Origin of the sequence: Marmoricola sp. Leaf446 (genome assembly GCF_001424755.1) — a bacterium.
Taxonomy (GTDB): domain Bacteria; phylum Actinomycetota; class Actinomycetes; order Propionibacteriales; family Nocardioidaceae; genus Marmoricola.
Genome location: NZ_LMRF01000004.1, coordinates 55,851 through 78,548, shown reverse-complemented (window position 1 = coordinate 78,548; position 22,698 = coordinate 55,851). Strand labels below are relative to the sequence as shown.

Annotated in this window: 23 protein-coding genes and 2 pseudogenes; 3 read left to right on the top strand and 22 right to left on the bottom strand. The window is 74.1% G+C overall.

The genetic code is table 11. The features are described 5' to 3' along the window. The 4 genes and pseudogenes from ASG49_RS19355 to ASG49_RS12025 form a co-directional block, all read right to left on the bottom strand. On the bottom strand, positions 1-138 hold a 138-nt coding region (locus tag ASG49_RS19355), incomplete at its 3' end, for a P-II family nitrogen regulator (protein WP_235562060.1). Positions 139-260: 122 nt separating this feature from the next. Further along, positions 261-456 (bottom strand): annotated as a pseudogene (locus ASG49_RS19350) (P-II family nitrogen regulator); the annotation flags it as partial. A 1-nt stretch (position 457) separates the two neighbouring features. Further along, positions 458-535, bottom strand: a pseudogene (locus ASG49_RS19610) (P-II family nitrogen regulator); the annotation flags it as partial. 56 nt (positions 536-591) lie between these two features. Continuing rightward, positions 592-1,926 carry an ammonium transporter gene (locus tag ASG49_RS12025; protein ID WP_056542183.1) on the bottom strand — a complete coding sequence of 445 codons (1,335 nt, stop codon included), beginning with the start codon at positions 1,924-1,926 and terminating at the stop codon, positions 592-594. Positions 1,927-2,217: 291 nt separating this feature from the next. Here ASG49_RS12025 and ASG49_RS12020 point away from each other — a divergent pair, with 291 nt between their 5' ends. Then, positions 2,218-2,802: a TetR/AcrR family transcriptional regulator gene (locus tag ASG49_RS12020; protein WP_056542182.1), complete on the top strand. Its 585-nt coding sequence runs from the start codon at positions 2,218-2,220 to the stop codon at positions 2,800-2,802. Between the two features lie 16 nt (positions 2,803-2,818). Here ASG49_RS12020 and ftsY read toward each other — a convergent pair whose 3' ends face one another. The 17 genes from ftsY to ASG49_RS11935 form a co-directional block, all read right to left on the bottom strand. Beyond that, positions 2,819-3,973, bottom strand: a complete 1,155-nt coding sequence (gene ftsY, locus ASG49_RS12015) for a signal recognition particle-docking protein FtsY (RefSeq protein WP_056542180.1) — start codon at positions 3,971-3,973, stop codon at positions 2,819-2,821. A 24-nt stretch (positions 3,974-3,997) separates the two neighbouring features. After that, the gene (locus tag ASG49_RS12010) at positions 3,998-4,204 is read right to left on the bottom strand and encodes a hypothetical protein (protein ID WP_056542178.1); all 207 of its coding nucleotides are present in this window, start codon (positions 4,202-4,204) and stop codon (positions 3,998-4,000) included. A gap of 77 nt (positions 4,205-4,281) precedes the next feature. After that, the gene (locus ASG49_RS12005) at positions 4,282-4,755 is read right to left on the bottom strand and encodes a thioesterase family protein (RefSeq protein ID WP_056542176.1); all 474 of its coding nucleotides are present in this window, start codon (positions 4,753-4,755) and stop codon (positions 4,282-4,284) included. Then, positions 4,752-8,315: a chromosome segregation protein SMC gene (gene smc / locus ASG49_RS12000; RefSeq protein WP_056542174.1), complete on the bottom strand. Its 3,564-nt coding sequence runs from the start codon at positions 8,313-8,315 to the stop codon at positions 4,752-4,754. The genes ASG49_RS12005 and smc overlap by 4 nt, the downstream gene beginning before the upstream one ends. Positions 8,316-8,487: 172 nt before the next feature. Next, positions 8,488-8,952 (bottom strand): DUF1772 domain-containing protein, encoded by a 465-nt coding sequence (locus ASG49_RS11995; RefSeq protein WP_156384317.1) that lies wholly within the window; start codon positions 8,950-8,952, stop codon positions 8,488-8,490. A gap of 10 nt (positions 8,953-8,962) precedes the next feature. Beyond that, positions 8,963-10,222, bottom strand: coding sequence for an MFS transporter (locus tag ASG49_RS11990; RefSeq protein WP_056542170.1), 1,260 nt, complete (start codon positions 10,220-10,222; stop codon positions 8,963-8,965). Positions 10,223-10,265: 43 nt separating this feature from the next. After that, on the bottom strand, positions 10,266-11,777 hold the full coding sequence (locus ASG49_RS11985) for a hypothetical protein (RefSeq protein ID WP_056542167.1): 1,512 nt from the start codon (positions 11,775-11,777) through the stop codon (positions 10,266-10,268). 88 nt (positions 11,778-11,865) lie between these two features. After that, positions 11,866-12,771, bottom strand: coding sequence for a sulfite exporter TauE/SafE family protein (locus tag ASG49_RS11980; RefSeq protein ID WP_056542165.1), 906 nt, complete (start codon positions 12,769-12,771; stop codon positions 11,866-11,868). A gap of 170 nt (positions 12,772-12,941) precedes the next feature. Then, positions 12,942-13,151 (bottom strand): hypothetical protein, encoded by a 210-nt coding sequence (locus ASG49_RS11975; protein ID WP_056542163.1) that lies wholly within the window; start codon positions 13,149-13,151, stop codon positions 12,942-12,944. 78 nt (positions 13,152-13,229) lie between these two features. Further along, positions 13,230-14,102 (bottom strand): bifunctional DNA-formamidopyrimidine glycosylase/DNA-(apurinic or apyrimidinic site) lyase, encoded by an 873-nt coding sequence (gene mutM, locus ASG49_RS11970; RefSeq protein WP_056542161.1) that lies wholly within the window; start codon positions 14,100-14,102, stop codon positions 13,230-13,232. Positions 14,103-14,109: 7 nt separating this feature from the next. Then, positions 14,110-14,874 (bottom strand): ribonuclease III, encoded by a 765-nt coding sequence (gene rnc / locus ASG49_RS11965; RefSeq protein ID WP_056542159.1) that lies wholly within the window; start codon positions 14,872-14,874, stop codon positions 14,110-14,112. 14 nt (positions 14,875-14,888) lie between these two features. Continuing rightward, positions 14,889-15,074, bottom strand: coding sequence for a 50S ribosomal protein L32 (rpmF, locus tag ASG49_RS11960; protein ID WP_056542157.1), 186 nt, complete (start codon positions 15,072-15,074; stop codon positions 14,889-14,891). A gap of 58 nt (positions 15,075-15,132) precedes the next feature. Next, positions 15,133-15,681, bottom strand: a complete 549-nt coding sequence (locus ASG49_RS11955) for a DUF177 domain-containing protein (protein ID WP_056542155.1) — start codon at positions 15,679-15,681, stop codon at positions 15,133-15,135. A gap of 129 nt (positions 15,682-15,810) precedes the next feature. Beyond that, complete coding sequence (gene coaD / locus ASG49_RS11950) at positions 15,811-16,317, bottom strand: pantetheine-phosphate adenylyltransferase (RefSeq protein WP_056542153.1); 507 nt, start codon at positions 16,315-16,317, stop codon at positions 15,811-15,813. 19 nt (positions 16,318-16,336) lie between these two features. After that, entirely contained in the window at positions 16,337-16,942 is a 606-nt protein-coding gene (gene rsmD, locus ASG49_RS11945; protein WP_056542151.1) for a 16S rRNA (guanine(966)-N(2))-methyltransferase RsmD, read from the bottom strand. Beyond that, the gene (locus ASG49_RS11940; RefSeq protein ID WP_369814226.1) at positions 16,939-19,137 is read right to left on the bottom strand and encodes an ATP-dependent DNA helicase RecG; all 2,199 of its coding nucleotides are present in this window, start codon (positions 19,135-19,137) and stop codon (positions 16,939-16,941) included. The genes rsmD and ASG49_RS11940 overlap by 4 nt, the downstream gene beginning before the upstream one ends. Before the next feature lie 15 nt (positions 19,138-19,152). Further along, positions 19,153-20,853: a DAK2 domain-containing protein gene (locus ASG49_RS11935; RefSeq protein ID WP_235562045.1), complete on the bottom strand. Its 1,701-nt coding sequence runs from the start codon at positions 20,851-20,853 to the stop codon at positions 19,153-19,155. 164 nt (positions 20,854-21,017) lie between these two features. On the opposite strand from ASG49_RS11935, the gene rpmB reads away from it, so the two are divergent. Continuing rightward, complete coding sequence (gene rpmB / locus ASG49_RS11930) at positions 21,018-21,203, top strand: 50S ribosomal protein L28 (protein WP_056542147.1); 186 nt, start codon at positions 21,018-21,020, stop codon at positions 21,201-21,203. A 92-nt stretch (positions 21,204-21,295) separates the two neighbouring features. Here rpmB and ASG49_RS11925 read toward each other — a convergent pair whose 3' ends face one another. Continuing rightward, entirely contained in the window at positions 21,296-22,276 is a 981-nt protein-coding gene (locus ASG49_RS11925; protein ID WP_056542145.1) for a thiamine-phosphate kinase, read from the bottom strand. A gap of 152 nt (positions 22,277-22,428) precedes the next feature. Here ASG49_RS11925 and ASG49_RS11920 point away from each other — a divergent pair, with 152 nt between their 5' ends. Beyond that, entirely contained in the window at positions 22,429-22,665 is a 237-nt protein-coding gene (locus ASG49_RS11920) for an Lrp/AsnC family transcriptional regulator (protein WP_056542144.1), read from the top strand. Positions 22,666-22,698 lie beyond the last annotated feature (33 nt).

Below are 22,698 nucleotides of genomic sequence, written 5' to 3'. Positions count from 1 at the left end.
GTAGACCTCGGTGTGGCCCTTCTGGCGGCCGTAGCCGCTGACCTCGCTCACCGTCATCCCGGTCACGCCGACCGCCTCGAGCGCGGTGCGGACCTCGTCCCACCGGTGCGGCTTGATGACCGCCGTCAGGATCTTCATGGCTCCACCCTCTCAGTCCCGCGCGTCCGGCGACATCGGTGCCGGGACACGCGCGACGCCCGCAGGCGCACCGACCGTGACCAGCACGGCGGCACCCCTGCGGGCGTCGTCATCGGATCGCCTCAGATGGCAGCTTCGTCGCGGTCGCCGGTGCGGACCCGGACGACCGACTCCACCGGCGAGACCCAGACCTTGCCGTCACCGATCCGGCCGGTCTGCGCGGCCTTGACGACGATCCCCGACACGTCCTCGACGTCGGCGTCGTCGACGATGATCTCGATGCGGATCTTGGGCACCAGGGCGATGTCGTACTCCGCCNGTAGACCTCGGTGTGGCCCTTCTGGCGGCCGTAGCCGCTGACCTCGCTCACCGTCATCCCGGTGACGCCGAAGGCCTCGAGGGCTGCGCGGACGTCCTCCCACTTGTGCGGCTTGATGACCGCGGTCACGAGCTTCATGCGTTGACCCCCCTGGCCTCGGCGTCGGCCTGGGCGCCCGGCTTGAGGGCGCCGCCGCTCAGGATGCTGGAACCACCCGAGCGCGACACGAAGTCGTAGCCGGTCTCGGAGTGCTCGGTGAAGTCGATGCCCTCGACCTCGTCGTCCTCCTCGATGCGGAACCCGATCGTCTTGGAGATCGCGAGCCCGATGACCATCGTGAGGATGAAGGAGTACGCCAGGACGGCGACCGCTCCGACGGCCTGGCGCCACAGCTGGTCGACGCCGCCCCCGAAGAAGAGGCCGTCGACACCGGCCGGGGCGTTCGAGGTGGCGAAGAAGCCGACCGCGATGGTGCCCCAGAGGCCGCCCACGAGGTGGACGCCGACGACGTCGAGCGAGTCGTCGACACCGAAGCGGTACTTCAGGCCGACCGCCAGGGCGCACAGCACGCCGGCGATGACACCGAGCACGAGCGCTCCGACGGGGTTGACGGCCGAGCAGGCCGGGGTGATGGCGACCAGACCGGCGACGACGCCCGAGGCCGCACCCAGCGACGTGGCGTGACCGTCACGGAGCTTCTCCACGAGCAGCCAGCCGAGGGCGGCCGCGGCGGTGGCGCCGAGGGTGTTGATCCAGGTGACGGCGGCGATGGTGTTGGCGCCCAGCGCGGAGCCGGCGTTGAAGCCGAACCAGCCGAACCACAGCAGGCCGGCACCGAGCATCACCAGCGGCAGGTTGTGCGGCCGCATCGGGTCGCGCTTCCAGCCCAGGCGCTGGCCCAGCACGATGGCCAGGGCCAGGCCGGCCGCACCGGCGTTGATGTGGACGGCCGTGCCGCCGGCGAAGTCGATCGCGGCGAGCTTGTTGGCGATCCAGCCACCGACGGGGGCGGTGCCCTCGTCGAAGGAGAACACCCAGTGCGCGACCGGGAAGTAGACGACGGTCGCCCAGATGCCGGCGAACAGCATCCAGGGGCCGAAGCGGGCGCGGTCGGCGACCGCTCCCGAGATGAGCGCGACCGTGATGATCGCGAAGACGGCCTGGAAGCCGGCGAACGCCAGCGACGGGACCGTGAAGACGATCGCGTCCTCGCTCATCAGGCCCTTGAGGCCGAGGAACTCGGTCGGGTCGCCGAGCAGCCCGCCGCCGATGTCGTTGCCGAACGCCATCGAGTAGCCGTAGAGGATCCAGAGCACGCCGATCAGGGCGAGCGCTCCGAAGCTCATCATCATCATGTTCAGCACGCTCTTCGCACGGACCATGCCGCCGTAGAACAACGCCAGACCCGGGGTCATCAGCAGCACGAGCGCTGCCGACGTGAGCACCCAGGCGGTATCGCCCGTATCCATCCAGACCTCCAGTGGTGAGTGACCGTGACGGAGCCCGACCAGGTCGACGGCATCGTCGGCCCGGCGCGCTCCCGGTGGGCTGAACTCTGCGTGCAGGAGGTTTCGCCGATCTGTGACCGGTGTTTCGAGGGCGTCACGCTTGGGGCCCTGGTGTTACGACTGCGTGAACGCGGTGATTTGCCTAAAGGGTTCATACATGTATTAATCGGACATTACTCTACGGCTGTGGAAGCAACTGCGACGGACGCCCGGACGGGCACCCGAACCGAGGCACTGACCGGTCCCCCCGCCGTGCCTGCCGTACGCCGCAAGCGCGGCCGGCCCCGGGACCCGGAGGCCGACGGTCGCATCCTCGCCGCCGCCTCGGCGCTGATCCTGCTCCGTGGCTTCGACTCGATGACCGTCGACGAGGTCGCGAGCAACGCGGGCGTCGGCAAGGCCACGGTCTACCGTCGCTGGGCCCGCAAGGAGGACCTCGCCGTCGCGGCCATGGAGCAGCTCTACCGCGACGAGATGCCCACCCCCGACACCGGCAGCCTGCGGGGCGACCTCGTCGAGGCCTTCCGCGCGACGCTGGTCTTCGCCAACTCCACGGCCGGCGGCGACTACCTGCGCACGCTGGTGCGCGAGTCGATGCGCGACGAGCGGATGGCCGCGCTCTACCGCGAGGCCAGCCGGCGGGCGGCCCAGAGCGCCGAGCAGGTCTTCGAGCGCGCCTGGACGCGCGGCGAGCTGCGGCCCGACGTGCCCGTGGAGGCGGCCGTGCGGCTGCTCACCGGGCTGGTCGTGATGGCCACCGTGATGCGCACCCCACCGCCGACGGTCGGCGACCTCGACGCGCTCGTCGACCTGGTGATGGTGGGCGTCAGCGCCTGAGCGCCCGGGTCCCGCCCTACGCGGGGTCGAGCAGGGCGTCGACGAACGTCGCGGGGTCGAACGGCGCGAGGTCGTCGGCCCCCTCGCCCACGCCGACCAGCTTGACCGGCACGCCCAGCTCCCGCTGAACCGCCACGACGATGCCGCCCTTGGCCGACCCGTCGAGCTTGGTCAGCACGATGCCGGTGACGGCGACGGCCTCGCGGAACACCCGGGCCTGCACCAGGCCGTTCTGACCGGTGGTGGCGTCGAGCACCAGCAGCACCTCGGTCACGGCCGCCTGCTTCTCCACCACCCGCTTGACCTTGCCGAGCTCATCCATCAGCCCGGCCTTGTTCTGCAGCCGCCCGGCGGTGTCGACCACGACGACGTCGACGCCCTGCTCGACGCCGGTCCGGACCGAGTCGAAGGCGACGCTGGCCGGGTCCGAGCCCTCCGGGCCGGTGACCACGTCGACGCCGACGCGCTCGCCCCACGTGCTCAGCTGCTCGGTGGCGGCGGCGCGGAAGGTGTCGGCCGCCCCCAGGACGACCGTCTTGTCCTCGGCGACGAGCACCCGGGCGAGCTTGCCCACCGAGGTGGTCTTGCCGGCGCCGTTGACACCCACGACCAGCACGACGCCCGGCTTGCCGTCGGCGCCGGTGACGCCGATCCGACGGTCCATCGACGGGTCGACCAGCGTGAGGAGCTCCTCGCGCAGCACCGCGCGGGCCTCGCTCGCGCCGCCCTCGACGCGCAGCCGGGTGCGCAGCCGGCCGACGAGCTCGTGGGTGGGACCGACACCCACGTCGGCGGTGATGAGGGTGTCCTCGATCTCCTCCCAGGTGTCCTCGTCGAGGCGGTCGCGGGACAGCAGGAGCAGCAGGCCGCGGCCCAGTCCGCCCTGGGAGCCCGAGAGCCGCTGGCGCAGCCGGACCAGCCGGCCGGCCGTGCCCTCGGGCCGCTCGAGCAGCCGGGTCGCGCCGGTGTCGGCCGGGGTCTCCGGCTCGGGCTCGAGCGCCGGGTCCGGCGTGCCGGGCGGGCGCTCCTCGGTGATGACGCCGCCGCCACGCCCCTCGACCGGGGGCTTGGGCTGCTTGCGCCCGTTGACGAAGGCGACCAGGCCGATGCCACCGGCCAGGACCAGGAGGGCGACGGCGATGACGACGTACAGGGTGACACCGGAGATCATGCGTCGATCCAAACAGACGCCTGCTCAGCGACGCGAGGCGGCGTGCTCCCGGGCGCTCTCCTCGGCGTGCGCGACGTCGATGGTGGGCAGCGAGCTCACGCCGCGGCTCATCACCTCGCCGATGCGGGGCGAGACGGGCGTCGTCTCACCGCGGTAGGGGTAGGCGGCGTACACGATGACGGCGGTGGCCAGCACGAGGGCGAGCAGCACCACGACCACGATGGTTCCCATGAGGGCTCCTTCGTCGGGGAAGAGTCGAAGCGGGTCCTCTCGAGCCTGACAGACCCCGTCACGCCCGACAAATCCCCCTAGGCCCGGCGCGTGTCCCGCAGCAGCGGGGTGACGGCGTCGCGCACCGCCTCCGGCAGGGGTCGTACGTCGCGGCCGGCGCCGGTGTTGTCGACGTAGACGTGGACGAACCGCCCCTCGGCCGCCGCCGTGGCCCCCTCGCCCGCCGGGTCGCCCTGGAACAGCCCCACCCGGTAGGTCACCGACGACGTGCCCACCCGGTCGACGACCAGCCCGAGGTCGACGGGTCGGGGGTAGCCCATCTCGCGGAAGTAGCGGCACCCCACCTCGGCCACGACCCCCACGGCGTCGAGCCGGCGGATGTCGACCCCGGTCGCCTCGGCGAGGTGGGCGTTGACGGCGGTGTCGATGAGGTCGAAGTAGCGGGCGTTGTTCATGTGCCCGTAGACGTCGTCGTCGGACCAGCGGGTGGTGGCCAGCCGCCACACGGCGTACTCCTCGCGGGCCGGGGGCCCGGGGCGGGGCCCGCTCACGCGGGCTCGCTCTCGCGCAGCCGCTGGCTGATCACGGCCGAGACGCCGTCGCCGCGCATGGTGACGCCGTAGAGCGCGTCGCCGACCTCCATGGTCCGCTTCTGGTGGGTGATCACGAGCAGCTGCGAGCTCTCGCGCAGCTCCTCGTAGATCTCCAGCAGCCGGCCCAGATTGGTGTCGTCGAGCGCCGCCTCGACCTCGTCGAGGATGTAGAACGGCGAGGGGCGGGCCTTGAACAGCGCGACCAGGAAGGCGACGGCCACGAGCGAGCGCTCGCCGCCGGAGAGCAGCGAGAGCCGCTTCACCTTCTTGCCCGGCGGGCGGGCCTCGACCTCGACGCCCGTGGTGAGCATGTCGGAGGGGTCGGTCAGCACCAGCCGGCCCTCGCCGCCCGGGAACAGCCGGGCGAAGGTCTGGTCGAAGGCGGCGCTGACGTCGGCGTAGGCCTCGGTGAAGACCTGCTCGACGCGCTCGTCGACCTCGCGGACGATGTCGAGGAGGTCCTTGCGGGTGCCCCGCAGGTCCTCCAGCTGCTCGGTCAGGAAGCGGTGCCGCTCCTCCAGCGCGGAGAACTCCTCCAGCGCGAGCGGGTTGATCCGGCCCAACTGCGCCAGCGCGCGCTCGGCCAGCCTGAGCCGGGCGGTCTGCTCCTCGCGGTCGTACGCCAGCGGCTCCGGCGGCTCCTCGCCCTCCGCCACCTCGACGGTCGAGGGCACCGGCTGCTCGGGCCCGTAGTCGGCCACCAGGGCGTCGGGGTCGAGGCCGAGCTCCTCCAGCGCCCGCTCGGAGAGCTGCTCGATCCGCATCGTCTGCTGGGCGCGCGCCATCTCGTCGCGGTGGCTCTCGTTGACCAGCTCGTCGAGCTCGCGGCCCAGGTCGCGGAGCCGGACCCGCGTCTCGCGCAGCTGGGTCTCCCGCCCGGTCCGCGCCTGCTCGACCCGGGTCCGCTCGGCGGCGGCGCGCTCCACGGACTCCTCGAGCCGGGCCAGCACCACGGACACGGCCTGGCCGACGGCCTCGCCGGCCCGCCCCTCGGCGAGCAGCTGCTCGCGCCGGGCGAGCGCCGCGGCGCGGGCGTCGCGCTCGGACCGGGCGCGACGGCGCAGGCCCTCGGCCCGCCCGGTGATGGCCCGGGCGCGCTCCTCGCTGGTGCGCAGCGCCAGCCGGGCGTCGGTCTCGGCGGCCCGCGCCGTGCGGGCCTCCTCCCCCAGCCGGTCGCGGGTGTCGGTGTCGGGGTCCTCCTCCGGGGCGTGCTCGGCCTCGCGCAGCCGCGTCTCCAGCGCGGCCAGCCCCTCGAGGTCCTTCACCCGGCCCGCCTCGGCCGCGGCGACCGCCTCGGCCAGGCGCTGGGCCTCGGCCTTGGCGTTGCGGACCTGGGAGCCGTACTGGCCGAGCTCCTCGGCCACGGCGGCCAGGGTGGCGTCGGACTCGTGCAGCTTGGCGAGCGCGACGTCGACCCGCCGGCGGGCCTCCTCGCGCTCGCGCTCCAGCGTGGCGACGTCGAAGCCGAGCCGCTCGAGCGTGTGGGAGGCGACGGTGAGCTGCTCGGCCGCCTCGTCGACGGCCGCCTGCACCTCGATCAGGCTGGGTTGGCTGGTCGAACCTCCCGCCGCGAAGTGGGTGCCCAGGAGGTCGCCGTCGCGCGTCACCGCCGTGACGCCGGGCTGGCGGTCGATCAGCGAGCGGGCGGCCGCGAGGTCGTCCACGACCACGACACCCGCGAGCAGCCGCTCCAGGGCGGGCCGCAGCCCGCTCGGGCACTCCACCACGTCGAGGACGTACGTCGCCCCGGTGAACAGGTCGCCGACGGGAGTCGGCCGGAGGTCGACCCCGGCGTCCGGGGCGGACCCGCCCAGCAGCATCCCGGCGCGACCGAGGTCGTCGCCCTTGAGGTGGTCGATGGCGCTGAGCGCGACCGAGACGTCGGTGACGGCGACCGCGTCGGCGGCACCACCCAGGGCCGCCGCGACCGCGGTCTCGTAGCCCGGCCGCACGCTCAGCAGGGCCGCGACCGATCCGAGGAGACCGGTGACCTGGTCCGTGGCGGCCAGCAGCGCACCGGCGCCGTCCTTGCGGTTGAGCCCGACCTCCAGCGCCTCGCGGCGCGCGGTCAGGCTGCTGCGCTCACGCTCGGCCGCGGTCACGTCGAGCCGCAGCTTGCCCAAGCGGTCGTCGAGGTCCTGCAGCAGCCCGCTCGCGGCCTCGTGCTCGTGGTCGAGGCCCTCCTCGCCGGCGTCGAGGCCGGCGACCCGGGACTCCAGCGAGGTGAAGTCCTGCTGCGCCCGCTCCGCGCGCGCCAGCGCCTGGGCGCGGGCCTCGCCGAGGCGACCCACCTCCTCCTCGGAGGCGGCGACCCGGCTGCGCAGGCCGCCCACCTGGCCCTGGAGCCGCGCGAGGCCCTCGCGGCGGTCGGCCGCGGCGCGCTGCAGGTCGGCGACCCGGCGCTCCTCGGTGGCGGCGGCGGTCTCGGCGGCCTGCCGTCCTGCGACCACGTCGTCCAGCGCCGCCCGGTGGCGGGCGACCTCGGCGGCGCTCTCGTCCTCCTGCACCTGCACCCGGGCGGCCTCGGCCTCCATCTCGTCGGGGTCGCGACCCTGCGGGACCTCGGGCTGCGAGGCGGCGTTGCGGACCCGCTCGGCGGCGAGCGAGGCGGTGCCGCGCAGCCGCTCGCGCAGCCCGGACAGGCCGAACCAGGTCTCCTGGGCCGCGGCCAGCGCGGGCAGGTCCTCGCGCAGCGCCTCCTCCAGCGCCGCCTCGGTCTCGCGGGTGGCGGTCAGGGCCTGCTCGACGTCGGCGCGCCGCTGGGCGAGGACGGTCTCGTCGGCCAGCTCCTGCTCCAGCGAGCGGCGGGCCGTGGCCAGGTCGTCGGCGAGCAGCCGCGCCCGGGCGTCGCGCGCGTCGGCCTGCACGACGGCGGCCCGCCGGGCCACCTCGGCCTGGCGCCCCAGCGGCTTGAGCTGGCGCCGGATCTCGGTGAGCAGGTCCGCCAGCCGGGTGAGGTTGCCTTCGGTCGACTCCAGCTTGCGCAGCGCCTTCTCCTTGCGCTTGCGGTGCTTCAGGACGCCCGCAGCCTCCTCGATGAAGCCGCGCCGGTCCTCCGGCGTCGCCCGCAGGATGGAGTCGAGCTGGCCCTGGCCCACGATCACGTGCATCTCGCGGCCGATGCCGGAGTCGCTGAGCAGCTCCTGCACGTCCAGCAACCGGCAGCCGTGCCCGTTGATGGCGTACTCCGAGCCGCCGTTGCGGAACATGGTGCGGCTGATGGTGACCTCGGCGTACTCGATGGGCAGCGCGCCGTCGGTGTTGTCGATGGTCAGCGCGACCTCGGCGCGACCCAGCGGGGGCCGGCCGGCCGTGCCCGCGAAGATGACGTCCTCCATCTTGCCGCCGCGCAGCGACTTGGCGCCCTGCTCGCCCATCACCCAGGCGAGGGCGTCGACGACGTTGGACTTTCCCGAGCCGTTGGGGCCCACGATGCACGTGATGCCGGGCTCGAGCTGGAGCGTGGTCGCGGAGGCGAAGGACTTGAAGCCCTTGAGCGTGAGGCTCTTCAGGTACAACGTCTGCTCCCTGGGGTCGACCGGCCGTCGGCGCTGGACGCGGCCCCCGACCCGGCGCACCGTGGGGCGGGGCCGGACCGTGCTGTGCCGCGCCGGGGAAGCAGCGCGCCGCCGACCCTACCCGCGGCCCGCCGCCGCGCCGGGCAGGCGTGCCGGGCCGGACGCGGGTGCCTCAGCGGCTGCCCAGCAGCATCAGCACGCCGCCGATCAGCGCGCTGGCCGTGCGGACGTGGTTGGCCCCGGTCCACCTCCGGGCCCAGGCCCGCCACTCCTGGTGGGCGGCCTCGTCGTCCATCGCCTCCAGCCACACGTTGCGCGGGACGTGGTAACCCACCGTCACCCCCACCACCCCGAGGACGTACGCCGAGGCGCCGACCAGCTCGAGGACGGACCGCTCCCCCTGCCAGACGAGCAGGGCGTGGACCGCGACGGCGAGGCTGAGCAGCCCGGGACCGAACAGCGTGGCCATGAACAGCGGCGACCGCGGGGCCGCGATGTTGACCTGGCGCATGGCGTGGACGCCCTCGTCGGCGCCGAGCCGGCCCAGGCCGGACATCACGAAGGTGGAGAAGGACAGGAACACGCCCGCGCTCACCAGTGCCCAGGCGCCCGTCAGACGCTCCACCACGTCCCACACCCGCCACACCCTAGGGGCGGACGGGCTCCTGCGTGTCGGTGTGGGTGATGTGGACCAGCTGCCGCCAGATCAGCACCAGGAACACCGCGGAGCCGACGAAGGCGAACCAGAACGGCGCGGTCACTCCCCACCGTGCGGCGATGACGCCGCCGAGCAGCGACCCCACCACGATGCCGCCGTTCACGCCGAGCATGTAGACGCTCTGCACCCGTCCCTGCACGGCCATCGGCACCGCGCGCTGCCGCACGGCCGTGCTCGTGGTGCCCCACACGAAGGCGTGCACGCCGAACACGAAGAAGATCGCCAGCGCCACCGCCGGCACCGTGGTGATGGCGAGGCCCAGGTGCGTCAGGGTCTCCACGACCAGGCCGACCCGCATGATGTTGCCGAGGCTGACGTGCTGCTCGAGCCACCCGTAGGACAGCGTCCCGACGATGCCCCCGGCCGCCAGCGCCGAGGTCAGCAGCCCGAACCCGACCTCGCCCATGTCGAGCCGCTCCAGGGAGTAGAGCACCAGCACCGACCACGCCGCCCCGAAGGTCACGTTGAAGGTCACGATGGTGAGCACCAGGGTGCGCACGGCCGCGTGGTGCAGCACCCACCGCAGCCCCTCGGCGACGTCGGCGCGGATCGAGGGGCGCGCGAGCGCCGTCCCGGCCCGCCCGTGCCGCGGCAGTCGGAGCCGTCGCACCATCACCAGGGCGGCCAGCACGCACACCACCTGGGCCAGGAACGGCGTCGCGCGCCCCAGGCCGAACAGCAGGGCGCCCAGCGGCGGGCCGACCAGCTGGTTGAGCGTCACCACGCCCGCCAGCAGCCGCGCGTTCGCGACCCCGAGGTCGCGCCGCTCGACCAGCATCGGCAGCAGCGTCGCGGAGGTGGTGTCGGCGAACGTCTCCGCGGTCCCCACGAGGAACAGCGCCACGAGCACGAGGCCGATGGACACGTCACCGGTGAGGACGAGGGCCGACAGCGACCCGACCAGCACCACCCGGCACAAGTTGGCCACCGTGATCAGCAGCCGGCGGTCCACCCGGTCGGCGACGACCCCCGCCAGCAGGCCGAAGAGCATGGTGGGGGCGAAGCCCAGGGTCCAGGCGAGCGCGACCAGGACCGGGTCGCGTGTCTCCGAGGCCACCAGCAGCGGGCCGGCCGCGATGACGATGCCGTCACCGAGGTTGCTCGCCCACCCCGCGCCGACCAGCCACCGGAACGACGTCCCCCACCGGCGCGGGAGGACCCGCTCGAGGAGTCCGGCGACGACGGGCACGGGGGTCGATGCTGGCACCCGTCGCCCGGCGGGGCAACACCGGTCAGGCCGGGGTCGCCACCCACGTCGCCGACCGGCGCCGGAGCGCCACGACGACCAGCAGCGCGGCCAGCAGGCCCGCCGCCGGAGCCCCGGTCGACCAGCCGCCGGACGGGCCCGCCGTCGCCGAGGGGCTCGCGACGACGGCGTACGCCGTGCCGGGCAGGTCGACGCGGTAGACGTCGAGCCCGCGCACCAGGTCCACGGAGTAGGCCAGGTTGGTCCTCTGCCGTGTCATCACGCCGCGCTTGTCGTAGACCGGTGCCCAGTAGCTGTCCCAGACCTCCGAGGCGCCCCAGACCGAGTGGCCGTAGGAGGTGATGTCGCGGGCGTCGCGCACGTCGAGGAACTGCGTCCCGCCGCCGTAGAACCCGGCCGCGACGATCCCCGACGGGTGGACGTCGAACCAGTGCGAGGAGCAGAACGCGCCGACCGGCAGCGGGTAGGTGCCGAGGTCGGCCAGCTCGACCTTGTCCAGCGGCACGATCGCGTCGGGCGTGCCGTCGAGCCGCTTGACCCACCAGGTCTGGAAGGAGCCGGCCTTGCTGCAGTCGGTCTGCTCGTAGTCCTCCTCGGTCACCAGCAGCACGTTGCCGCTGGCCACCGACGGAGCGGTGTCGGGCCGGAACGCGTCGGCGTTGGGCCGCGCCGAGTTGTGCAGGATGAAGTCGTTCCAGCCGGGGTGGGCCGGGTCCTCGCCGCGGCCGGCGGCACCGGTCGTGGTCACCAGGCGCGGGGCCGCCGGGTCGCGGACGTCCCACATCGAGGCACCGTCGAAGCCCGTGTGGGTGCCGAAGCCGGCCTCGTCGAAGTTCCACTTGTGGCCGGCGGTCGGGCTGCTGAACGGCTGCGTGCCGGGCGTCGCCGGGTCGGCGTCGAGCTCGACCGGGCGGTCGGGGTCGCGCAGGTCGAAGATCGAGAACGCGTCGGAGGAGTCGTCGCCCGCGGAGTAGGCGTAGCGGCAGTCCAGCTCGTCGACGCAGGCCACGGTGTGGGTGCTGGTGGTGCCCGCCGCCCGGCCGGTGACGTGCGGCCGCGACGGGTCGGTCACGTCGACCACGACCAGCTCGCCGCCGCCGACGTTGACGTGGGAGATGTCGTCGGGGCCGGCCTGGACGGCGTCGACGCCGACCAGCGCGAACCGGCGTACCTCGCCGCCTGCCACCTTGCGCTCGCCGCAGTTCATCGCCTCGTTCTCGAACTGGGCCGAGGGCATCGTGCCGAGCGGTCGCGGCCGCGTCGGCGAGGAGACGTCGTAGACGCGCACCGAGTCGAGGTTGGACTGCACGAACAGCGGCCTGCTTCGCAGGAAGCAGCCCGAGATGCCGGCCGCCCCCGGGTTGCTGGACGCCTGGGTGACGTTGCTGCTCTGCAGCGGCGTGCCCACGCCGGGGGTGTCGAGGGAGCTGACCCGCTCGACGTGGTCGGCGTCGGGCGTGTGGGCGACGGCGGGGCCGCCGACGGCCACGGAGGCGACGACGAGGGCGGGGGCGAGCAGCAGGGACAGGGCGCGCACAGCTCCTACAACGAGGCCCCGCCCGGGTGGTTACCCGGGCGGGGCCTCGTGCAGGTGCTGCGTCGCGCGTGGTGCGGGAGGGACCGGCTCAGACGGGCTGCTTCTCCGACTCGGGCTCGTCGCCCTCGAGCGCCTCGATCACCTCGGTGTGCTCACCGCGGGTGCGACGGATCGCGATGGCGAGCAGCGTGGCCGCCACGACGCCCAGCACGGCGTACGCCGCTCCGCTCTCGGCGTCGAAGGCGCGCAGCAGCGTGCGCGAGTTGGTGATCAGGATGACGCTGCCGACCAGGGCGCCCAGGACGGGCAGCGAGACGTGCCGCACGAGGTAGGCCGCGAACGGAGCCGCGACGACGCCGCCGATCAGCAGGCCGCCGACGACGCGCCAGTCGATGGCCTCGCTGCCGAGGCCGATCAGGAAGCCGACGCTGGCGGCGACGGTGACCGCGAACTCCGCGGTCGAGACCGAGCCGATGACCTTGCGGGGGTGCAGCCGACCGCTGGAGATCAGCGTGGGCGTCGCGACCGGACCCCAGCCGCCGCCGCCCGTCGCGTCGATGAACCCGGCGAACAGGCCGAGCGGGGCGAGGAAGCGGGTGCCGGGCCGGCGGGTGACCACGACCGGCTTCTTGCCGAACACGAACCGCGCCACGATGTAGACGCCGAGCAGGAGGAGCAGCACGGCCACCCAGGGCGTCGCCGACTCGGTCGAGAGGTTCGAGAGCACGCTGGCCCCGACGAACGCGCCGATCGCGCCCGGGACCGCCAGCCGGGCGACCACGCCCCACTCGACGTTGCCGAAGCGCCAGTGCGAGAAGCCCGACACCGCGGTGGTGCCCACCTCGGCGAGGTGCACCGAGGCCGAGGCCACCGCGGGGGCGACGCCGTTGGCGAGCAGCAGCGTCGAGGCGGTGACGCCGTACGCCATGCCGAGGGACCCGTCGATGACCTGCGCGAGCAGGCCGACGAAGGCGAAGACGAAGAGACGTTCCATCGAGGGCTCCGATGTGAGGCGATCAAGTCAGGTAATTGACTAGACTTTAGATCACCGGTGCGCCCTCAGCCCAACTCGCGCGCCGTCGGAAGTAGACCAGTGGGCCCGGTCACGCGCCGGCACGCCCGATCTCGCCCCGGGCGAAGGGCCGCGAGCGGACGGCGGGAGTCTCAGGCGCGGCTGAGCGAGCCGTCGCGGGCGACGGCCTCGTCGACCGAGGCGGAGGCCACCGCGGCCAGCGCGTCGTTCTCCTGCTGGAGCCGCAGCACCAGGTCCTCGAGGTCCGCGACCCGCTGACGGAGGACGCGGTTGTCCGCCGTGAGCCGGTGGACGAGGTGCGGATCGGTGCCGGTCGAGAAACCGAGAAGCGCCTTGGCCATGTGGTGTGTGCCTTCCGAACGTTCGTGCTCAGGCCCAATCGGGCCGTCTAGAAGAGTCTCACGCCAGGGGCTCCGGCATCAAGATCGCGGGCGCGGCGGGGGCTGGCACACCGGGCAGAAGTACGACGACCGGTTGGTGAACGCCACCCGCCGTACGGCCGTGCCGCAGCGCGAGCACGGTCGCCCCTCCTGCCCGTAGGCCTCCAGCGACCGGTCGAAGTAGCCGCTCTCCCCGTTGACGTTGACGTAGAGCGCGTCGAAGGAGGTACCCCCCTGGTCGAGCGCGGACCCCATCACCTCGCGGGCGCCGTCGAGCACCCGCTGGACGTCGAGGACGCGCAGCCGGGACCCGCGTCGCTCGCCGTGCACGCGGGCCCGCCACAACGCCTCGTCGGCGTAGATGTTGCCGACGCCGGACACGACCGCCTGGTTGAGCAGCAGCCGCTTGACCCCCGACTCGCTGCGGCGCACGCGCCGCACGAAGGCGGCGTCGTCGAAGGCGGGGTCGAGGGGGTCGAGCGCGATGTGGGCCAGCTCGGGCGGCACCACCGCTCCCCCGGTCGAGACGAGCAGGCCGCCGAACATCCGCTGGTCGACGAAGCGCACCTCGCTCGCCGCGCCCGCCTCCGAGCCGGGCTCGGGGACGAGCGCGAACCGCACCCGCAGGTGGCGCTCGTCGGCAACACCGGCCGGCTGCACCAGCATCTGCCCGGACATGCCGAGGTGGCCCAGGACGGCGTCGCCGTCGTCGAGGGCCAGCCACCAGAACTTGCCGCGGCGGTGGGCCCCGGTGACGGTCCGGCCGCGCAACCGCTGGACGAAGTCGTCGGCGCCGGCGAGGTGGCGACGCACCGGACGCGGGTGGAGCACCTCCACGTCCGCGAAGGTGCGGCCCACAACGTGGGTCTGCAGGCCGCGTCGTACGACCTCGACCTCGGGCAGCTCGGGCACGGGCGGGTCAGGCGTCCGAGCCGACGGCGGGGTCGGGCTCGCTCGCGGCGACGGCCGGCGGGGCCGTCAGCTCCTCGTGGAGGGTGCGGTAGGCCGACTCGGCCGCCTGCTGCTCGGCCTCCTTCTTCGAGCGCCCGACCCCGTGGCCGTGGAGGCGTCCGGCGACGCGGACGCGGGCGGTGAAGGTCTTCATGTGGTCGGGGCCCTCGGCCTCGATGACGTACTCCGGGACACCGAGGTCGTGCAGCGCCCCGAGCTCCTGGAGGCTCGTCTTCCAGTCCAGGCCGGCGCCGAGCGCGGCCGCGGCCTCGAGCATCGGGTCGAAGAGCAGGTGGACCACGTCGGCCGCGGCGGGGAAGCCGCCGGAGAGGTAGACCGCCCCGATCAGGGCCTCGACGGTGTCGGAGAGGATCGAGGCCTTCTCGCGGCCCCCGGTGCTCTCCTCGCCCTTGCCGAGGTGGATGTGCGGGCCCAGCCCGATGGTGCGGGCGACCTCGGCGAGCGCGCGCGCGTTGACGACGGCGGCACGCAGCTTGGCCAGCCGCCCCTCGGAGAGGTCGGGGTGGCCGCGGTAGAGCGTCTCGGTCACGACCACGCCGAGCACCGAGTCGCCGAGGAACTCCAGGCGCTCGTTGGTCGGCAGGTTGCCGTTCTCGTAGGCGTAGGAGCGGTGCGTCAGGGCGAGCGCGAGGAGCTCCGGGTCCAGGACGGGGTCCCCGAGCGCCTCACGCAGGTCGTCGGCCGCCGCCCGGCCGGCCGCCGACGTCGTCACCTCGCCGGACGTGGTCAGAGGACCTGACGGCGGTCGGCGCGGGCGCCGTACTGACCGCACTCGGGGCAGGCGCGGTGGGGCAGGTGCTTGCTGCCGCACGCGGGGTTGCTGCAGGTCACCAGCGACGGCGCCACGGCCTTCCAGGCCGAGCGCCGGTGACGGGTGTTGCTGCGCGACATCTTCCGCTTGGGGACGGCCACGGTTGCTCCTTGGGTCTCAGGTGGTGCTGGTGGGTGGTGCGGTTCGGGGTGGTGCTGGTCAGTCCTGCGGACGGTCCACGGGGACCTCCTGGGCCACGGCGACCTCGCCGAGAGCGGCCCAGCGGGGGTCGATCGGGTCGTCGTGCCGGTGCTCCGGGTCGTCCGCGAGCCTCGCGCCGCACTCGACGCACAGGCCCGGGCAGTCGTCCCGGCACAACGGCTGGTACGGCAGTGCGAGCACCACCGCGTCCCGCAGCAGTGGCTCGAGGTCGAGCAGGTCGCCCTCGAGCCGGCTGACATCGTCGTCCTCGTCGTCCCCGTGGGGGGCGCCGCGGTCGTCGTCGTAGACGAACAGCTCCTGGAGGTCGACCGAGATGCTCTCCTCGATCGGCTCCAGGCACCGCACGCACTGGCCGACGAGGCCGGCCGTGGCCGTCCCGGTGACCAGCACGCCTTCCATGACCGCCTCGAGGCGCAGGTCGAGGTCGACCGTGCTGCCCTCGGGGACGCCCAGGACGTCGATGCCGAGTCCTGCCGGAGCCTCGACGGAGGTCGACTTGGTGCGCTGGGTCCCAGGGCGGCGGCCGAGCTCGCGGGTGTCGAGCACGAGCGGCGCTCTCGGGTCGAGGGTGCGCAAGAGGTCAACTCCGTCGTGGTACAGGCAGAACCTGCGGGAGTCTACCGGTGCAGGGACCCGGCGGCCAAAACGCGGCCGGCGTCCCCCGTCGGCGGGGGCTCAGGCGTCGTCGCGCGCCGCTGCGCGCTCGGCCAGCCTCGCGGTCAGCCGCTGCAGGACGTCCGGCGGCACGAGCGCCGAGACGTCGCCGCCGAAGGTCGCGACCTCCTTGACCAGCGAGGACGCCAGGAAGGAGTACTCCGGGCTGCAGGGGACGAACACCGTCTCGACGTCGGTCAGCGAGGCGTTCATCTGCGCCATCTGCAGCTCGTAGTCGAAGTCGGTGACCGCGCGCAGGCCCTTGACGATGGCCTGCACGTCGTGCTCCTGGCAGAAGGTGGTCAGCAGGCCCTCGAAGCCGGCGACCGAGACGTTGGGGAACGGCGCGACGACCTGCTCGAGCATCCCCATCCGCTCCTCGGGGCTGAACAGCCGCGCCGAGGACTTCGACTTGTTGACGCCCACGGCGACGACGACCTCGTCGAAGAGCCGCGAGGCGCGCTCGATGATGTCGAGGTGACCGTTGGTCACCGGGTCGAAGGAACCCGGGCACACGGCTCGGCGCACTGGTCGACTCCTCGGTCGGTCACGGCTCGGTGACGCAGTGGGACTCCCCGGCGTCGGGCCGGCCGGGATCGGCGCGAACGTACCAGAGCGTGGTCTCGCCGTAGTCCTTGCGACGCTCGCTCCCCCATCCGGGCGGCCAGGCCGGCTCGGGGCTGCGCGCGGAGCGCTCCACGACCATCACGGCGTCGGGGTCGAGCCACCCGTGGGAGGTCAGCAGGTGGAGCACCTGGCCGAGCTCGACCTCCGTCACGGCGTAGGGCGGGTCCACCAGCACGAGGTCGTACGCCGCCCGCGGCTGCTGCGCCAGGAAGCGGGCCACCGGCAGGGCGACCACCTCGACCATCGCGAACCCCAGCGACCGGGCGTTGTCCTGCACCAGCCGGGCCGTGCGCCGGTCGGACTCCACGCTGGTCAGCACCTGCGCCCCGCGCGAGACCGCCTCGAGGCCGAGGGCCCCCGACCCGGCGTACAGGTCGAGGACGCGCAGACCCTCCAGGCTGCCCAGGGCCGACTCGAGCGAGCTGAACATCGCCTCGCGCACCCGGTCGCTGGTGGGCCGGGTGCCCGACCCCGGCGGGGTGCGCAGCCGCCGGCCGCCCGCGGCGCCGCCGACCAGCCGGGTCACGTCATCTCCAGGTACTCGGCCTGCTCGGAGTCCTCGAGCCGGCGCACGGCCGCCGCGAGGTCGGGCGACCCGACCAGGGCGGGGTCGGCGCGCAGCACCTCGAAGGCCGCCTCGCGGGCGTCGGCGATGACCGCCTCGTCGCGCAGCACCGAGAGCAGCTTGAGCCCGCCGGCCCGGCCGCCGCTCTGCTGGGTGCCGAGCACGTTGCCCTCGCGGCGCTGCTCCATGTCGATGCGCGAGAGCTCGAAGCCGTCGCGGGTGCCGGCCACCGCCAGCAGCCGCTCCATGGAGGGACCGAGCGGGTCGGCGCCGGTGACGAGCAGGCACAGGCCGGCGTGGCCGCCGCGGCCGATCCGGCCGCGCAGCTGGTGGAGCTGGGAGACGCCGAACCGGTCGGCGTCGAGGATCACCATCACGGTCGCGTTGGGCACGTCGACGCCGACCTCGATGACGGTGGTGGAGACCAGCACGTCGACCTCGCCGGCCGCGAAGGCCGACATCACGCGGTCCTTGTCCTCGGGCAGCATCCGGCCGTGGAGCACCTCGACGCGCAGCCCGGCGAGGGCCCCCTCGGCCAGCTCGGGCGCGAGCTCGTCGACGGCGTAGAGGACGCGGGGCGCCTCCCCGGTCGCGTCGACCGGCTCGGCGGCGGCGACCTCGTCGTCGCCGGGGTCGATGCGGGACGCCACGACGTAGGCCTGGTGGCCGGCGGCGACCTCCTCGCGGACCCGCTGCCAGGCGCGCTCGAGCCAGGCGGCCCGCGCCTTGATCGGCACCACGGTCGTCTGCACCTCGCCGCGCCCGGCGGGGAGCTCGAACAGGGTGGAGGTGTCGAGGTCGCCGAAGACGGTCATCGCCACCGTGCGCGGGATCGGCGTCGCGGTCATCACCAGCACGTGGGGCGGGGTGCCGGCCTTGGCGCCCAGCGCCGAGCGCTGCTCGACGCCGAAGCGGTGCTGCTCGTCGACGACGACCAGGCCGAGGTCGGCGAACTGGACCCGGTCCTCCAGCAGCGCGTGGGTGCCGATCACGATGCCGGCCTCGCCGCCCGCCGCGGCCGCCAGGGCCGTACGCCGGGCCGCCGCCCCGAGCGACCCGGTCAGCAGCGCCACCCGGGTGCCGTGCTCGGACCCGCCGAGCATGCCGCCCTGGGCCAGCTCGCCGAGCATCCTCTCGACGGAGCGCTGGTGCTGCTGGGCGAGCACCTCGGTGGGCGCGAGCAGGGCCGCCTGCCCCCCGGAGTCGACGACCTGGAGCATCGCGCGCAGCGAGACCACGGTCTTGCCCGAGCCGACCTCGCCCTGGAGCAGCCGCTGCATCGGGTGGTCGCGGCCGAGCTCCTCGGCGATCTCCTCCCCCACCCGGACCTGGCCCTCGGTGAGCGCGAACGGCAGCCGGGCGTCGAAGGCGTCGAGCAGGCCGCCGGGCCGGCCCGGACGCGGGTTGGCGACGGTGCCCTCGACGAGCAGCCGGCGGCGCGCCAGCACGCACTGGGCGACGAAGGCCTCGTCGTACTTCAGGCGCTTCTCGGCCATCGCCTTCTGGGCCCGGGTGTCGGGCCGGTGGATCCACCGCAGCGCCTGGCGGGTGGGCAGCAGGTCGCGCGCCTCCACCACCGCGGGCGGGAGCACCTCGGGGACGCGGTCGAGCAGGGTCAGCGCCAGCTCGATGGTCTCCTCGAGCTGCCAGGTGGTGATGCCGCCGATGGAGCTGTAGATCGGGATCAGGTCGGGCATCGTGTCGACCGCGTCGTCACCCTCCTCGTAGAGCCGCGACGCGGGGTTGGTGAGCTGCCACTCGTCGCGGAACCACTTCAGCCGGCCGCTGAACACCCCGACCCGGCCGACCGGCAGCTCGGTCTGCAGCCGCCAGTCGGCGACGTGCTTGGCCTTGTCGAAGTAGGTCATCAGCAGCGCGCCGTCCTCGGCCCGGACCCGCACCTCGAGGCGGTAGGCCGTGCGGCGGGTGCGCTTGTCCTGGTAGCTGAACTGGCGCGCGCTCGCGACCTCGCCGACGAAGGAGACCAGGTCACCCGCGGTGAGCTCGTCGAGCTGGCTCAGCGACCCCTTCTGCACGTGCTGCTTGGGGTAGGTGCCGACGAGGTCGCCGACGGTCGCGATGCCCGGCAGCCTGGCCAGCTTGGCCGCGTGCTTGCCGCCCACCGCCGTCACGGGGCTCTCCCAGGTCACCTCCACGCCGACCATGGTGGCTCACTCCACCGACACGAGCAGGGGGTAGTGCTCCTGGCCCCCGGCCAGCACCAGCACGTCGACGCCCGGGTGGGTGTGGCCGACCCAGTGCTCGCAGGCCTGGGCCAGGTCGCCCGCCTCGGCGCCCGCGACCAGGGTGACCAGCTCGCCGCCCGTGCCGAGCAGCCGCTCCAGCACGCCCGTGGCGACCTCGAAGAGGTCCTCGCCCACGATCACGAAGTCGCCCTGCACCGCCCCGAGCACGTCGCCCGGGGCACAGGGTCCGGCGGTCGTCATCGCCGGCTCGGTGGCCACGGTGAGCGCGCCGTGGCGGGCCCCGCGCGCCGCGTCGGTCATGTGCACCACGTCGTTGTCGAGCGAGCGGCCGGGCTCGTGCACGGCCAGCGCCGCGATGCCCTGCACCTGCGCGCGGGTGGGGACGACCACGACGCGGCGGCCACGCTGGGCGGCCTCGTGGGCGGCGGCCTCGGCCACGGCCACGGTGCCGGCGTGGTTGGGCAGCACCACGACCTCCTCCGCGGGGCAGTCGAGCACCGCCCGCAGCAGGTCGGCGCTGCTGGGGCGCCGCGTCGTGGTGACCTCGAGCACCTGGGCGCCCGCCTCGCGGAAGAGCGCCGCCAGGCCCGGGCCCAGGGCCAGGGCCAGCACGGCGCGGCCCTCGCGGTCGTCGTCGGCCGGGCCCGACCTGCCGGACCGGCCCGCCCGGCCAGCCCGGGCGCGCTCGACCTGCTCGGCGAAGTGGACGACCTCGACGCGACGCGGGGTGCCGGCCCGGATGCCGGCCTCGATCGCGGCACCCACGTCGTCGACGTGGACGTGGACGTTCCACAGGCCGTCGCCGCCCACCACGACGAGGGAGTCGCCGAGCGGGGCCAGCTCGGCCCGGAGCGCGGGCACGGCGGCGTCGTCGGCGGCGAGGAGGTACATCACCTCGTACGCCGGCCCGTCGGCCGTGAGGTCGCCGGTCGGCAGCGTGGCCACCGGCAGGTGCGGCGAGCCCAGGACGTGCTGCGGCGCGACGGTGTGCTCGCCGGTGACCGCCGACTCCATCGCGGCGAGCACCACGCACAGGCCGCGACCGCCGGCGTCGACCACCCCGGCGCGGGCGAGGACCGGGAGCTGCTCGGGGGTGTGGCCGAGCGCCTCGCGGGAGGCGCGGACCGCCGCGTGGACCACGGCACCGAGCCGGGTGCCGGGCTCCTCGACGGCCACGGCGGCGGCCTCGGCGGCGGCACGGGCGACGGTGAGGATGGTGCCCTCCACCGGCGTCCCGACCGCGTCGTACGCCGCGTCGACCGCCAGGCGCATGCCGTCGGCGAACACCGCGGCCGACCGGTCGCCCGGCCCCGCCCGGCCGATCCGCCGCACCAGGGCACCGACGAGCTGGCTCAGGATCACCCCGGAGTTGCCGCGGGCGCCCAGCAGCGCTCCGTGGGCGTAGGCCCGGATGGCGCCGCGGAGGTCCTCGGGCGACTCCTCCAGCTGCGCGAGCAGCGCCTCGCGGGCCGCCTCGACGGTGAGGAACATGTTGGTGCCGGTGTCGCCGTCGGGCACGGGGTAGACGTTGAGGGCGTCGACCTCCTCGCGGGCGGCGGCCAGCGCCTCGACGGCCAGGTCGGCGAACCGGCGTACGGTGACGAGGTCGAAGGTGGCCACCCCGTCCCGGCGGGCCCGCTGGTCGTCGTGCTGGTCCGCCGTCACGCCCCGCTCGCCCTCCTCCGCCGCTGGTCAGGAGCGCTCACCGTAGTGGGTGGAGCCCTCGATTTCCGTCCGGAGGCGGGGCTGAGTTATTCTCGTGCGGTTGTCCGGCGGCGTCGCCCCGGACCCCTGACTCTCGATTCCCAGTCCTACCCGAGGAGTGCACGGTGGCTGCCGTCTGCGACATCTGCGCCAAGAAGCCCGGCTTCGGCAACAACCGCCCGTGGTCGCGCAAGATCACCAAGCGCCGTTTCGACCCCAACATCCAGCGCGTGCGCGCCAAGGTCGACGGCACCCCCAAGCGTCTCAACGTCTGCACCGGCTGCCTCAAGGCCGGCAAGGTCACCCGCTGACCCGCTGATCGTCCGCGACGACGCCCCCGCCCCACCGGGTCGGGGGCGTCGTGCTGTTCCCGGGGTCCTCGGACTCCACCGGCCGCCCGGGCTCAGCTGCTGAAGTGGGTCCAGCCCCGCGGCCCGTCGTACGCCGCCCCGTCGACGGTGACGACCGGTCCGGGCTGCCCCGGCTCGGCGACCGTGCCGATGACGGTGAAGCCGTCGGGCAGGGTCGCCCCGGCGGGGAACGTCGCGGCGATGGCGTGGTCGTCGCCGCCGCCGAGCACGAACCGCAGCGGGTCCACCCCCAGCGCCGCCCCGACCGCGCGCATCGGTTCGGCCAGCGCAAAGGCGTCGCGGCGCACGTCGACGGCGACCCCCGACGCCTCGGCGACATGGGCCAGGTCGGCCAGCAGGCCGTCGGAGACGTCGATCATGCCGGTGGCGCCGGCGACGGCGGCGGCCGCGCCCGCGTCGTACGGCGGCTCGGGGCGCTGGAAGGCCTCGACCAGCGCCCGCGGCGAGCGGAAGCCGCGCGTCAGCACGGCCAGGCCGGCCGCGGCCCAGCCCTGCCGCCCGGCCAGCGCCACGACGTCGCCGGGGCGGGCGCCGCTGCGCAGCACCGGCGCCTGGTCGCAGGTGCCGAGCACGGTGACGGCGACGACCACCTCGCTGCCGGTGGTCAGGTCGCCGCCCACGACGCTCGCACCGACCAGCGCGGCCTCCTCGGCGATGCCGTCGGCGAGGTCGCTGAGCCACTGCGCCGGCAGGTCGGCCGGGGCGGCCAGCCCCACGGTCAGCGAGTGGGCGCGACCGCCCATGGCGTTGACGTCGGAGAGGTTGGCCGCGGCGGCCTTGCGGCCGATCGAGCGGGCGTCGGCCCACTCGCGGCGGAAGTGACGACCCTCGACGAGCACGTCGGTGGAGACCACCACGTGGCCGCGGGGGGTGCGGAGCACGGCGGCGTCGTCACCCGGCCCGACGTACACGTGCTCGCCCTGGGGGAAGCGGGTCGCGAACGAGCCGACGAGCCCGAACTCCCCCACGTCGGCGAGGGTCGACCCGGGCGCGAACGGAGGCGGGGAGGTCATGGCGCCATCCCACCAGACGGGTCCGCGGGAGCTCGGGGACGGCCGAGTTCCACGCGGGGCGGGTGTCGGGTAGGTTGCCCCGAGGCGCTCCCCGGTCGACCGGGTCCGGGGGCAGCAGCACCGCCACCGACACCTGACCTGAGGGAGTGCACATGGTCGTCCAGGCCTACATCCTGATCCAGACCGATGTCGGCAAGGCCGCCGAGGTCGCCCAGCAGATCACCGACATCAAGGGCGTCATCCTGGCCGAGGACGTCACCGGTCCCTACGACGTGATCGTCCGGGCCGAGGCCCGCAACGTCGACGAGCTCGGCAAGCTCGTGGTCGCCAAGGTGCAGACCCTCGAGGGCATCACCCGCACCCTGACCTGCCCGGTCGTCCACATCTGAACGCGCTGAGCACCGCCGCGCGACCCCGACGCC

Bases quoted from the DNA above. Each gene is read 5' to 3' on its own strand.
- ASG49_RS12025 (WP_056542183.1), bottom strand. From the start codon at position 1,926: ATGGATACGGGCGATACCGCCTGGGTGCTCACGTCGGCAGCGCTCGTG.
- ASG49_RS11920 (WP_056542144.1), top strand. From the start codon at position 22,429: ATGGTCGTCCAGGCCTACATCCTGATCCAGACCGATGTCGGCAAGGCC.
- ASG49_RS11925 (WP_056542145.1), bottom strand. From the start codon at position 22,276: ATGACCTCCCCGCCTCCGTTCGCGCCCGGGTCGACCCTCGCCGACGTG.
- ftsY (WP_056542180.1), bottom strand. From the start codon at position 3,973: ATGATCTCCGGTGTCACCCTGTACGTCGTCATCGCCGTCGCCCTCCTG.
- ASG49_RS11975 (WP_056542163.1), bottom strand. From the start codon at position 13,151: ATGGCCAAGGCGCTTCTCGGTTTCTCGACCGGCACCGATCCGCACCTC.
- ASG49_RS11980 (WP_056542165.1), bottom strand. From the start codon at position 12,771: ATGGAACGTCTCTTCGTCTTCGCCTTCGTCGGCCTGCTCGCGCAGGTC.
- ASG49_RS12010 (WP_056542178.1), bottom strand. From the start codon at position 4,204: ATGGGAACCATCGTGGTCGTGGTGCTGCTCGCCCTCGTGCTGGCCACC.